10 protein-coding genes are annotated in these 12,400 nt (G+C 72.3%); 3 read left to right on the top strand and 7 right to left on the bottom strand.

Translation table 11 applies throughout. From position 1 onward, the window contains the following. Positions 1–432: 432 nt before the first annotated feature. Both HGB44_RS24265 and HGB44_RS24260 read left to right on the top strand, forming a co-directional pair. A complete protein-coding gene (locus tag HGB44_RS24265; protein WP_231972490.1) occupies positions 433–1,662 on the top strand; it encodes a 2-isopropylmalate synthase in 1,230 nt (409 codons plus the stop codon). Then, a complete protein-coding gene (locus HGB44_RS24260) occupies positions 1,659–2,420 on the top strand; it encodes a hypothetical protein (protein WP_061081410.1) in 762 nt (253 codons plus the stop codon). Before HGB44_RS24265 ends, HGB44_RS24260 begins: the two co-directional genes overlap by 4 nt. A 165-nt stretch (positions 2,421–2,585) precedes the next feature. On the opposite strand, the gene HGB44_RS24255 is transcribed toward HGB44_RS24260, so the two are convergent. From HGB44_RS24255 to HGB44_RS24230, 6 genes are all read right to left on the bottom strand, one after another. Beyond that, on the bottom strand, positions 2,586–4,217 hold the full coding sequence (locus HGB44_RS24255; RefSeq protein ID WP_061082024.1) for a DEAD/DEAH box helicase: 1,632 nt from the start codon (positions 4,215–4,217) through the stop codon (positions 2,586–2,588). Positions 4,218–4,699: 482 nt separating this feature from the next. Beyond that, positions 4,700–5,539: an enoyl-CoA hydratase/isomerase family protein gene (locus HGB44_RS24250; RefSeq protein WP_061082025.1), complete on the bottom strand. Its 840-nt coding sequence runs from the start codon at positions 5,537–5,539 to the stop codon at positions 4,700–4,702. Positions 5,540–5,622: 83 nt separating this feature from the next. After that, the gene (locus HGB44_RS24245; protein ID WP_013153820.1) at positions 5,623–5,829 is read right to left on the bottom strand and encodes a helix-turn-helix domain-containing protein; all 207 of its coding nucleotides are present in this window, start codon (positions 5,827–5,829) and stop codon (positions 5,623–5,625) included. Between the two features lie 209 nt (positions 5,830–6,038). Continuing rightward, positions 6,039–7,637 carry an ABC-F family ATP-binding cassette domain-containing protein gene (locus HGB44_RS24240; RefSeq protein WP_061082026.1) on the bottom strand — a complete coding sequence of 533 codons (1,599 nt, stop codon included), beginning with the start codon at positions 7,635–7,637 and terminating at the stop codon, positions 6,039–6,041. A gap of 286 nt (positions 7,638–7,923) precedes the next feature. After that, on the bottom strand, positions 7,924–9,225 hold the full coding sequence (locus tag HGB44_RS24235; RefSeq protein WP_231972541.1) for an AI-2E family transporter: 1,302 nt from the start codon (positions 9,223–9,225) through the stop codon (positions 7,924–7,926). A gap of 147 nt (positions 9,226–9,372) precedes the next feature. Beyond that, positions 9,373–9,780 (bottom strand): YccF domain-containing protein, encoded by a 408-nt coding sequence (locus tag HGB44_RS24230; RefSeq protein ID WP_061082028.1) that lies wholly within the window; start codon positions 9,778–9,780, stop codon positions 9,373–9,375. 800 nt (positions 9,781–10,580) lie between these two features. Between HGB44_RS24230 and HGB44_RS24225 the strand changes: the two genes are divergently transcribed. Continuing rightward, positions 10,581–10,880, top strand: coding sequence for a WhiB family transcriptional regulator (locus HGB44_RS24225; protein ID WP_017588640.1), 300 nt, complete (start codon positions 10,581–10,583; stop codon positions 10,878–10,880). 175 nt (positions 10,881–11,055) lie between these two features. Here HGB44_RS24225 and HGB44_RS24220 read toward each other — a convergent pair whose 3' ends face one another. Continuing rightward, positions 11,056–12,387, bottom strand: a complete 1,332-nt coding sequence (locus HGB44_RS24220; protein WP_061082029.1) for a phosphoribosyltransferase family protein — start codon at positions 12,385–12,387, stop codon at positions 11,056–11,058. Positions 12,388–12,400 lie beyond the last annotated feature (13 nt).

Here is a 12,400-nt window from a genome sequence, read left to right as displayed (position 1 = left end):
TTCAGGCGGTCCGGTCTTCGGCAAGTGTCCACGTCACCGGGGGTGGGAGACCGTGCGGACACGCGAAGGAGCGGTAAAGGACCGTAACGGGTCAACAACCCGCCGCGGGCACGTGGTCGGGCCCCGGACCGGCACCGGCGTCCGGGGCACGCTGGCGGGTCCGCTCCGGCTGGCCCGCCTGACCGAGCGCACCACCCCGACGGCGTACGCCGAGAGGTTCTGCGCCATCGGCAGGGAGGCGGCCCCGTTCCCCGTTCCGCCGGCCCCGTGGACGAGCTGCACGGATACGCGCGCCGTAGCGGATTGAAGTTGTTCCATTACAGCCTGCAAATGATCATATTAACGAAATCCGCGCTTTACACAGCCTTGTGATCGTTCCTGCTGACGGCGCGGTGAACATGGCCGGGCTGGAAACGAGAGGGAGTGGCGTCCGTGGACGTGGTGCGGGAGTCTGCACAGGCGAATCGTGTGGTGCTGTGGGAGGAGTCGGCCCGGGACGGAGCCCAGGCCAAGACCTTGATCCCTCCTGCGGCCAGGGTGCGATTGGCCCGGGAGACCGGTCGGATCTTCGGTGCCGACGGCCCGCGGCAGGTCGTCTTCGCGGCCGGCTTCCCAGCCGTGTGCGATGAGGAGTTCGAGGCCGTGCGTCAGGTCGCCGCGGAGGCCGAGGGCGCGGTGAGCGTGGCGGCGGTGTGCCGGGGGGCTCGCCGGGACGTGGAGCAGGCGGTCGCCTCGGTGAAGGGCAGCCGCCATGCCCGGGTGATGGTGGTGGTGCCCGCCTCCGAGGCGATGGCCCAGGTGATGGTCCATCGCACCGCGGCGGAGGCGCTCACGGCCGGGGCGGACCTGGTCAGACACGCCCGCGGCCTCGACGACGGGGTCGCGGTGGACGTGTGCCTGGCGGACGCCTCCCGTGCCGACCACGCCCTGATGGCGCACTCCGCGCAGGAGCTCACGGGCGCCGGGGCCGGGCTGGTCGTTCTGGCCGACACGGTGGGAGCGCAGCTACCCCATGACTGCCGGGAGATGTTCTCCCGGGTGCGGGAGGGCGCCGGCGACGAGGTGGTCCTCGCCTCGCACCTGCACAACGACCTCGGGCTCGGGCTGGCCAACACCCTGCAGGCGATGGCCGCCGGGGTGCGGGTCGTGTCCAGCTCGTGGCTGGGCATCGCCGAGCGGGCGGGCATGGTCGCCACCGAGCAACTGCTGCTCCTCCTCGCCCGTCACGGCACGGATCTGTTCGGCGCGGACGCCGAGCTGTGGCGGAGGGAACCGGACCTGACCCTGCTGCCGGGGATCGCGCGGCTGGTGGCCGAGGAGACCGGGGTCCCGCTGAGCGTCACCACGCCCGTCGTCGGCACCGGGGTGGGCACGATCTCCACCGGCACCCCCTTCGTCCACCCGCAGCTCTTCCAGCCTTACGACCCCAAGCGGCTCCTCGGCATCGAACCGACGGTCGTCCTCACCCACCTGGCCAGCGCCCGCGTGGTGACCGCCGTGGCCTCCCGCCTGGGCAGGACCCTCGACCGCGAACAGACCTCCGCCGCGATGGCATGGGTGAAGTCCCGTGCCTTCCGCACCGGGCGGGCCGTGGTCGACGACCACGCGTTCGCCGACTACCTCGACGGCCTCGCCCACACCACCGCAGGGAGAGCCTCGTGAACCCTGACGACGGCAGCCGGTCCCGCGCACCGGTGACCCTGGCCGAGGCCCGGCGGGCCCTGGGCCGAGGCACGGCGGTCGTGCTGCCGAACCCCGCGCCCCTCACCCACGTGATCACCGCCGCCACCGCGCCCGCCGTCAACCGCGCCAAGGGCCGCGCCGTCGGGCAGTCCGTCGCCCTGTGGGCGCACCACCCCGACACCCTGCGCGCCCTCGACGGCGTCTGGGCCCTCGCCTCCGAAGACCGCGTGCTGGCGCGGCGCCTGCTGGTCGAGGAGCACCTCACCGTCCTGCTGCCGCTGCACCCGCAGGCCGAGCGGCCGGCCTGGCTGGAACCGGCCGCCAAGGACGGGTGGGTTCTGCTTTTCGGCACCCGCTGGCAACCGCTCCGCCCGCTCCTGGACGACCACCCGGTGCTCTACGTCAGCAGTGCCAACCGCACCGGCCGCCCACCCGCCGCCACCACCGGTGAGGCCCTGGCCATGTTCCCCGCCGCCGTCCCCGTCCTGGAACGGCCGGGTCCCGGGTGGGCGGCGGACCCCGCCGGGGAGACGGGCAGGCGGGCCACCACCACGGTCCGGATCACCGGCGAAGGACAGCTGCGTCTGCACCGGCACGGCGCACAGGACCGGCGCCACCCCTGTGCCGACGCCTACCTGCGCCATCTGCGTACCCGGTACACGGCCGCGGGCGGCAGTGCGACCGCCGGTTCGGACACGGGGGACGCCGACGCGGCGACGGGTGCGCCGCGGACCTAGGTCGCCGTCGCGCTCTCCCGCGGGAGCAGGGTCCTCGACCTGCGGGAGGCGGCAGTGTCCGAGAGAAGTGGGTAACCCCGGAAAAAGGGCCCGGGCCCGGCAGGTGCCACCTGCCGGGCCCGGGTCTGTACCGGTACCGCTCCAAGCGCGGGAGCGGTGACGGGATCAGTACTGCGGAGCGGAGTCGAAGCGCTCCTCGCGGCGCGGGCCGCGACGGTCGCCGCGGTAGCCGCCGCGGTTGTCGCCGCCACCCCGGTAGCCGCCACCGCCGCCGCGGCGCTCGCCGCCGCGGTAGCCGCCCTCGCCGCGCGGGGCGTAGTCACGGCGCTCACCACCGGGACGGTCGCCCCGGTAGCCGCCGCGGCTGTCGTCCCCGCGGCGCTCGCCGCCGCGGTAGCCGCCCTCGCCGCGCGGGGCGTAGTCACGGCGCTCACCACCGGGACGGTCGCCCCGGTAGCCGCCGCGGCTGTCGCCACCGCCGCCGCGGCGCTCACCGCCGCGGTAACCGCCGCCGCCCCGGTAGCCGCCGCCACCGCCACCGCGGGGGCCGCCCCGACGGGGGCCGCCGCGGCCACGACGCTCGCGCACGGGCTCCGGCGGCTCGATCCACGGCTCCCAGGAGGGCTCCTTGGCTCCGGTCACCTCGCTGAGCAGCTCGTCTCCGGGGTTGACCAGGTGCTGCTTGGCCTCCACCCCGGCGTCGCTGAGCAGACGGCGGGCCATGCGGCGCTGGTTGGGCGCCACCAGGGAGACCACCAGGCCGGAGGCACCCGCGCGGGCGGTGCGGCCGCCGCGGTGCAGGTAGTCCTTGTGGCCGGTGGGCAGGTCGACGTTGACCACCATGTCGATGCCGTCGACGTGGATGCCGCGGGCGGCGACGTCGGTGGCGACCAGGGCCTGGATGCGGCCCTCACGGAACTTGGCCAGGGTGCGGGTGCGCACGCTCTGGGTCTTGCCGCCGTGCAGCGAGGCGCAGGGGACACCGGCCTGGGCCAGCTGCTCGCTGATGGTGTCGGCGCGGTACTTGCTGCGCACGAACAGGATCGTGCGGCCCTCGCGCGCGGCGATCTGGGTGACGATCGTGTTCTTGTCGCGGGGCAGCACCTTGAGCAGGTGGTGCTCCATCGCGGTGACCTGCGAGACCGGCGGGTCCACGGAGTGGGTGCGCGGCTCGTTCATGTACTTGCGGACCAGCCTGTCGACGTCGCCGTCGAGCGTGGCCGAGAACAGCAGGGTCTGACCGTCGGGGCGGACCTGGTCCAGGAGCTCGCTGACCTGCGGCATGAAGCCCATGTCGCACATCTGGTCGGCCTCGTCCAGCACCGAGACCTCCACGTCGCCCAGGTCGCAGGCGCCCTGGTCGATCAGGTCCGACAGACGGCCGGGAGTGGCGACCAGGACCTCGACGCCGCGGCGCAGCTCGTTGATCTGGCGGGTGTAGGAGCTGCCGCCGACGACGTCGCCCACGCGCACGCCCACGACGCGGGCGTAGGTGCGCAGGGCGTCGCGGACCTGGTGGGCCAGCTCGCGGGTGGGCACCAGGATCAGGGCCCGGGGCCGGTTGGCGGCGGCGCGGCGCTCGGCGGCGCGCATCAGGACCGGCAGGCCGAAGGCCAGGGTCTTACCCGATCCGGTGCGGCCGCAGCCGAGGACGTCGCGGCCCTCGATGGCGTCGGGAATGGTGGCGGCCTGGATCGGGAACGGGGTGGTCACACCGTTCTTGGCCAGCTCGTCGACAATGTCCTGGGGCAGGCCCAGGCTGTCGAAGGCAGGCGTTACGGCAGTGTCCGTCGTCAAGTGACGTGTACCTTCCTCATCGTTTGGCGGCGTTTCGAGGAAGGCTTCACACGGCCATGACCGACCCAGCGAAGAAATCACACAAACGCGCCTGATCACACGCGGAAGCGGGCCCCTGCATTTGTGGGGCTCCTGAGCTCGTGAGATCCTCACTGGCGTGGGGGGACGAGCGACTCTTCGGGTCAAGAGTGGCGCCGACCGGGTCGGCACGCTCTCCGCGTCTTGCGCGGCCTCGGCGCGCTCGGATGCGCGCGGCATGTCACGACCGCTCGTAGAAGACTACTAGAGATCGCCTCGCGACGGGGACGGGGTGGGGGTTTCAGACCGGTGACAAGGGTCTCCCCCTCCCGTCCACATCTTCGCGCAACCGCTGGGTATCCGGTCGGCTCCCCGCGCCCTGATCCTGTACTTGCAGCGGGTCCGGAGCGGAACCTCGCCACAAGTACGACATCGCCGCAGGCCAGAACGCTTCCGGTCGCCCGCTAGCGGGCACCGTCGGCCGTGGCGCGGGCCAGGGCTGCGAGCCGGGCGGCCTGCGCCGTGCGCTCGGCCTCGGCCTGCTGCTGGAGGGTGTTGCCCGCGGCCTGCTGGAGCAGGGCCTTGGTGGCGGTGGCGGCCGCGCGGTCGGTGGCGAGCAGGGCGGCGACGACGTCGTCCACGGCCCCGGAGAGCTCGGCGGCGGGGACCACGAGCTCGGCCAGACCCAGGTCGCGCGCCTCCTGGGCACCCACGCGGCGCGCGGTCAGGCAGATCTCGACGGCGCGGTTGACACCGACGATGTCGACCAGGGGCTTGGTGCCGGTGAGGTCGGGGACCAGGCCCAGGGCGGGCTCCTTCATGCACAGCTGGGCGTCGTCGGCCAGGATGCGCAGGTCGCAGGACAGGGCCAGCTGGAAGCCGGCGCCGATGGCGTGGCCGCGCACGGCGGCGACGGTGACCAGGTCGGGGCGGCGCAGCCAGAGGAAGCCCTCCTGCAAACCGGCGATGTAGTCCCGGACCTCGGCGTCGGAGGCGGTGCCGTCGGCCAGACCCGCGACCATGGAGCGCTCGCCGTCGACGCCCTCGGGGCTGAACATGCCGAGGTCGATCCCGGCGGAGAAGATGTCGCCGTCCCCGTCGATGACGACGATTCGGACGTCTTCGGGGAGGGTCTGGCCGATGTGGGCCAGCGTGGTCCAGGTGCGCCCGGTCATCGCGTTGCGACGGTCGGGGCGGCTGATGGTGATGCGGGCGACCGGCCCCCGCACCGCCAGCCTGAGCCGGGCCCGGGAGAGCTCCTCCTCGGTGGGCGCCGGTCCGGGCCCGTTCGTCGCCTGTGCCATGGGTTCCTCCGTCGTGTTCGGCGTCACCCCGGATATTACCCATCAGTAATACAGGGCGGCGAGCGGGCCGGGGCCGCGGCGCCTCACGCCTTGCGCGTGGGCCCCCCGCGGCCGCGCAGCTCCACCCCGGCCTCGCTCAGGAGCCGGTGGACGAAACCGTAGGACCGCCCGGTGGCCGCCGCCAGCATGCGGATGCTCTCCCCCGCGTCGTAGCGGCTCTTGAGCTGGGCGGCGAGCGCGGAGCGGTCCTCCCCCGCCAGCCGTGGGCGCTTGATCGGCGCGTCGTTCACTTGCTCGCTCCTCAGAGTCGTCGGATCACCCGTCGTGGGACACCCTCATGATCCGGTATCGGGCCCGCGGCCCGCCACACCACGCGGGCGCCCCGCCGAGAACGCCGTTTTCGGCACGGGGCAAACACTGGCCGAAAAGAGGGGAGGTAAACCTCCCGGACCTGCCGGGCGTCCACCTCCCCCACGTTCCGCGCCTGCCGCGGGCGGTGTCAGGCCAGAGCGATGAGGTCCTCGAACTCGGCGTTCCACACGTCCTCCACGCCGTCGGGCAGGAGGATGACCCGCTCGGGCTGGAGGGCCTCGACCGCGCCCTCGTCGTGGGTGACGAGCACGATCGCGCCCTTGTAGTTGCGCAGCGCCGCCAGGATCTCCTCGCGGCTGGCGGGGTCCAGGTTGTTGGTGGGCTCGTCCAGCAGCAGCACGTTGGCGCTGGAGACCACCAGCGTGGCCAGCGCCAGCCGGGTCTTCTCACCGCCGGAGAGCACGCCCGCGGGCTTGTCCACGTCGTCGCCGGTGAACAGGAACGAGCCCAGCGTGCGCCGCGCCTCGACCTCCGGCAGGTCCGGGGCCGCGCTCATCATGTTCTCCAGCACGGACCGGCCCACGTCCAGGGTCTCGTGCTCCTGGGCGTAGTAGCCGAGCTTGAGCCCGTGACCGGGCACGACCCGGCCGGTGTCGGGCTTCTCGACGTCGCCGAGCAGGCGCAGCAGGGTGGTCTTGCCCGCGCCGTTGAGGCCCAGGATCACCACGCGGCTGCCCCGGTCGATGGCCAGGTCCACCCCGGCGAAGATCTCCAGGGACCCGTAGGACTTGGACAGGCCCTCGGCCATGAGCGGCGTGCGACCGCTGGGCGCCGGGTCGGGGAAGCGCAGCTTGGCCACCTTGTCGGACTTGCGCACGCCCTGCACGCCGTCCAGGAGCTTGTCGGCCCGGTTGAGCATCTGCTGCGCGGCGCGCGCCTTGGACGCCTTGGCCCGGAACCGGTCGGCCTGCTTGCGCAGGGTGTCGGCCTGCTTCTCGGCGTTGGCCAGCTCGCGCCTGCGGCGGCGCTCGTCGGCCTCGCGCTGCTCCAGGTACAGCTTCCAGCCCATGTTGTAGACGTCGATGGTGCTGCGGTTGGCGTCGAGGTAGAACACCTTGTTCACCACGTGCTCGACCAGGTCCACGTCGTGGCTGATCACGATGAGCCCGCCCTGGTGGGACTTGAGGAAGTCGCGCAGCCAGGCGATGGAGTCGGCGTCCAGGTGGTTGGTGGGCTCGTCCAGGAGCAGGGTGTCGGCCCCGCTGAACAGGATGCGCGCCAGCTCGATCCGGCGGCGCTGACCGCCCGAGAGCGTGTGCAGCGGCTGGCCGAGCACCTTGTCCGGCAGCCCCAGGCTGGAGGAGATGGCGGCGGCCTCGGACTCGGCGGAGTAGCCGCCCAGCACGTGCAGCCGCTCCTCCCAGCGCGAGTAGGCGCGCACGCCCTTGTTGCGGGTCTTGGTGTCGGTGCTGGCCATCTTCTTCTCGGCCTCGCGCATGCCGCGCAGGGCCTCGTCGATGCCGCGCGCCGACAGGATCCGGTCCCTGGCGATCACGTCCAGGTCGCCGGTGCGCGGGTCCTGGGGCAGGTAGCCGATGCTGCCGGAGGAGGTGACCGTACCGCCGGTGGGCAGGCCCTCGCCCGCCAGCACCTTGGTCATGGTGGTCTTGCCCGCACCGTTGCGGCCGACCAGTCCGATCCGGTCCCCGGCGGCGACGCGGAAGGTGGTCGGCTCCAACAGGAGTCGAGGACCGACGCGCAGTTCGAGGTCGGTGGCGATCAGCATGGTGAGGCTTCCTACGAGGTGGTGGGACGGTTCTGTGCGGCCGGTCTGTGCGCCGGTCCGCGCAGCCGGTCTGTGCGGCCGGGCACGCGTGTGCGCCGCGGGGAGACGTGCTCCCCCGCAGCGGCGGCGGGAGGGGTGGTTTCGGACCTGCCGACCCAGACTAACGGCACCGGCGGGGGGCGGCGCGAGGGATGTGACCGGAACGCGGGCGCCCCCGCCCGGTCAACGGGTCGGGGGCGCCGGGCATTCCCGGGGGCGGCGCGACCGGAGCGGCGCCGCCCCGCACCTACTTCTGCTCGGGGGGATCGACCGGGGTGGCTCCGCCCGCGCCGTCCTGGCCGGCCTCCCGGTCGGTCCTGACCACGACGGTGTCCGCCCTGACCTCTGCCACGTCCTTGTCCTCCGCGTCGGAGCCGTCACCGCTGGAGGGCGGGCGGTTGCGCAGCAGCGCGGCCAGCACGGCGACCACCGGGGTGGACAGGAACATGCCGGGGATGTTGCCGACGACCGCGCCGACGGAGATCCCGATGAGCACGATCGGCGAGGGCAGGTCGAGGGAGGCGCCGTAGATGCGCGGCGCGAAGACGTTGCTCTCCAGCTGCTGCACCAGGAGCACGGCGCCGACCACGATCAGGGCGACGATCCAGCCCTCGGTCACGAAGGCCACCAGGGCGGCGAGCAGGCCGGTGAGGAAGGCGCCGATGATCGGCAGGAAGGCGCCGACGAAGGTCAGCACGATCAGCGGGATGGCCAGGTTGATGTCGAGGAAGATGATCAGGACGATGCCGATGCCGACGGCGTCGAAGAAGCCGACCGCCGCCACACCGCGCACGTAGCGGCCCATGACCCCGTAGGCGACCTCGCCCGCGTGGCGCATGCCCGGGCGCGAGCGGGCGGGCAGCAGGGTGACCAGCCAGTCCATGAGCTGGTCGCCCGAGTGCACGAAGTACACGGTCAGGGCGATGATGAGGACGATGCCGACCAGGACCGAGATCACCGCCGAGGTGGCCGTCCAGGCGCCGCTGAGCAGCTGGTCCTGGTTCTCGGTGATCATGCTCTGGATCTGCACCCAGGCGTCGTCGATCATGTCGGTGAACAGGGCCGGATCGACGAAGGGCAGCCGGATGTCCTGGAGCTCGGTGATCGCGCTGGTGACGCTGTCCACGAGCGGGCCGAAGCCCTGGATCGCGGGCGTGACGATCAGCGAGATCACGCCGCCGAAGATGATGAGTCCGACCAGCAGGGCGATCGTGGTCGACAGTCCCCGGCCCAGCCCCCTGCGGCGCAGCCCGCTGGCGATCGGCATGAGCAGGGCGGTGATGAACACCGCCAGGATCACCGGCAGCGTGACGACCGACAGGTAGACGAGCACGTAGACGAGCAGGCCCGCCACCACGCCGATGAGCAGTACCCGCCAGGCCACGTCGCTGATGGAGCGCAGGAGGTCGTCGGGGCCGCCCTGCTGTTCGTGGGAGTCCTCGTCCGCGGCCTGGGGTTCGGCGCCGCGCTCGTTCTCCGCCTCCAGCCTGGCGAGGCGCTCGGCGCGGGCTCTGCGGGCGGAGAGCCACTTGTTCAGGAGCGCCCACACTCCCGGCCGCTGGGCTTGCACATGGACTCCATTCTCTGGACGTTGCGCGGTGGAGGTCGGGGAACCGACGGCCGCATGGGGGTGGTCTCGCGAGGGCGAACGGGTGGGGCCCGTGTTTTCCACGGGCCCGGTGGGAGGTCAACGCTGTCAGAACTGCCAGGGTTCCCGCGGGTGGCCGCTCTCGACGATCTCGTTGCCGAAGGGCGCGAGGGCGACGGGGATCATCTTCAGCGACGCCCAGGCCATGGGGATACCGATGATAGTGACGGCGAGGCCGATCGCGGTGGCGATGTGGCCGAGGGCCAGCCACCAACCGGCGACGATCACCCAGATGACGTTGAGGAAGGTGCTGCCCCCGCCCGCGCCGGGCCTGCGGACCAGGTCGCGCCCGAAGGGCCAGATCGCGTACCTGGCCATGCGGAACGAGGCGATACCGAAGGGGATCGTGACGATGAGGACGCAGCAGATGATGCCCGCGAAGACATAACCGACGGCCAGCCAGAATCCCGCGACGAAGATCCAGATGACGTTCAGGATGAACCGCAAGAGGCCCACGGTGTTCTTGTTCTCCCTTGTGTTGGTGTCCCGGTGCGGGGACGTGCGGCCGGGAAGCGGCCGCGTCCGTTGTTTCTACCGTCTGGGACGCCCGCGCACCACGACCCGTTCGGACGCCCCACCCTGGTACTTCCCCTAGGGGCAGCCTTCAGGCATGCGGGAGGCAGCCGGCGGAGGCGCCGGGGGGCGGCGTGTCGCGAGGGGATCCGGGACCGGCGGGAACGGGCGCGGGACGCGGTGGAGGGCGCCCGGGAGCGGGGCTGACAGGGGCCGCTGCCCCCTCACCGGCGTCGACGGAGGGTGAGGACATACGGTCAGGTCCGAACTCGGAGCTCCGTACAGACCGCAATGTGACCCGCACATCAGGAGGACCCCCTAGGCAGGAGGGACATCGCACCATACGATGTGCTGTGTCCTTCGCAAGGCCTCAGATCTTGCGATGTGCAACAAACTCAGACAAAAGACCGCACACCGGTCAGTTGTCATCTGGTTTCGGTAACGGTTGTGCGAGTAATTTCCCTACCCCCCGTGCATGATCGGGATGAGGGATGGCATGATTACGTACCGGCTCGGACGGAGGCCGTCACCGCCTCCGCAGCCGTTCGCGTGAGAGCACTCCGCCCATCGGCGGATCGGTGCCGCAGTACCTGTGCTTCTCGTGGTCTCAGCCACACCGGGGAACATCACTCGCACCGCTCGGCGTTTGCGTCGTGCGGGGTGACTCGCGCCGCATGACCAATTTTGGTGACTGAAGCTTTTTCCGACAGCTTACTAGTGATTTCAGTAGAGGTGGTTCAAGCATGTCTCAGGTACGTCGGCAGGCCGCGCTGCGCCCCCGCCCGAGCTGGGGGTGGCAGGATGCCGCCGCGTGCCGGGGCGAGGACCTTGTGCTCTTCTTCGGTCCGGACGGCGAACGCCAGCCGGAACGGGAGATCCGTGAGCGCAAGGCCAAGGAGATCTGTGCGGCCTGCCCGGTTCGAACCGACTGCCTGGACTATGCGATCTCGCGTCCGGAGAAGTACGGCACCTGGGGCGGGCTGAACGAGGACGAGCGCGCCTCCGAGCGCCGTCGCCGTATGCGTCGCGCGAACGCCGCATAGTCCGGATTCCCGGCAAGCGGATCTCCCCCGGTGGCCCCGGCCCCCGAACAACCCGCGGCGCCCCGACGAGCAACGTCGAGGGCGCCGCGGGTTTTCTCATGCCCGGAGTCCTCCCGTGTCCGGTGAAGGCCGCCCCGCCGCCGGGCGAGGCGGCCGCGCCCGGTCCGTCGGCGCCTCACCGCGGGCCCGTGTCCAGGTGCCGGTCGAACCAGTCCAGGGCCTCCGCCGCCACACGGCGCCACTCGCGGGAGTCCCGGAGCAGCCGTTCGGCTCCCGACACCACCCGCAGGTCCGTGGAACCGCCTATCCGGGCGCGCGTCCACTCGCCGAGCTCGCGCAGGAAGGAGTCGTCTCCCTCCAGCAGCACCAGGACCGACGCCCGCACGTCCGGCAGGCTCGCCTCGGCCACGTCGATCCGCCCTCCGTGCGCCACCACCGCGGCCACGTCCCGCGGGTGCCGGGCCGCGGCGACCAGGGCTGACGCCGCGGCGTCGCCCGAGGCCAGCACGCCCAGGGGCTCGTCGGCGGTGTCCTCGGCCCCGCGCAGCCAGGTGACCGCGGCGCCCAACCGCCCGCCGAGCACGTCGGCGCCGGTGTCGGAAGCGGCGTCGGAGACGGCTTCGGAGGCGCCGAGGGAGCGTTCCTGCTCGGTCAGCAGGTCCATGAGCAGGGTCGCGTACCCGGCCTGCTGCAGGACGGAGGCGACCGACCGCCATCGCTCGTCCGCGCGCCCCTGCCCCGCGGCCATCACCACCGCGCCGCGCGTCTCGGCGGGCACGGTGAGGTCGCCGTCGAGGTGGACCCTCCCCGCGGGCACCCGCACGCGCCGCGTTCCGCCCGACCGCGGCCGCGTGTGCGCGTTCTCGGCCAGGATGGCGGTGACGTGGTCGTCGGAGAGCTGGCCGAAGTCGCGGTACCACTCCCCCACCGCGCGGAAGTTGTCCGGCGCGCCGAGCACCACCAGGGCGTCGGCCTCGTCGCGCAGCAGGGCGACCGCCTCCGGCGAGGCGACGGGCACGGCCAGGACCACACGTGCGGGCCCGGCCTGGCGGACCATGCGCAGCGCGGCGCGGGCGGTGCCCCCGGTGGCGACGCCGTCGTCCACGACCACGCAGTCGCGCCCGGCGATGCGCGGGGACGGGCGATCGCCCCGGTAGACGCGGCGCCTGCGGTCGAGTTCGTCGCGTTCGGCGGCGACGGTGTCGGACAGGGCCTGGCGGGGCACGTGCAGCCGGGCCAGGGCGCGGTCGTCGTAGATGACGTGCCCGTCCTCGGCGATGGCGCCGACCCCCATCTCGGGGTGTCCCGGCAGGCCGATCTTGCGGACCATGAGCACGTCGAAGTCGGCGTCGAGCCGCAGGGCGAGTTCCGCGCCGACGGGCACGCCGCCGCGGGGCAGGGCCAGCACGAGCGGATCGTTGACCGCGAAGGGGCGCACCCGCTCCGCGAGTCGGCGTCCCGCCTCCGACCTGTCGGCGAAGGGCAGTGAAACGGGTACTGGGTTCATGTCCTCACCGGCG

This window comes from Nocardiopsis alborubida (assembly GCF_012396365.1).
Classification (GTDB): Bacteria; Actinomycetota; Actinomycetes; order Streptosporangiales; family Streptosporangiaceae; genus Nocardiopsis; species Nocardiopsis alborubida.
Note: the sequence above shows the minus strand (reverse complement) of the source record. Positions and strands in the feature narration are given on the sequence as shown.

Bases quoted from the DNA above. Each gene is read 5' to 3' on its own strand.
- HGB44_RS24250 (WP_061082025.1), bottom strand. From the start codon at position 5,539: ATGGCACAGGCGACGAACGGGCCCGGACCGGCGCCCACCGAGGAGGAG.
- HGB44_RS24240 (WP_061082026.1), bottom strand. From the start codon at position 7,637: ATGCTGATCGCCACCGACCTCGAACTGCGCGTCGGTCCTCGACTCCTG.
- HGB44_RS24225 (WP_017588640.1), top strand. From the start codon at position 10,581: ATGTCTCAGGTACGTCGGCAGGCCGCGCTGCGCCCCCGCCCGAGCTGG.
- HGB44_RS24220 (WP_061082029.1), bottom strand. From the start codon at position 12,387: ATGAACCCAGTACCCGTTTCACTGCCCTTCGCCGACAGGTCGGAGGCG.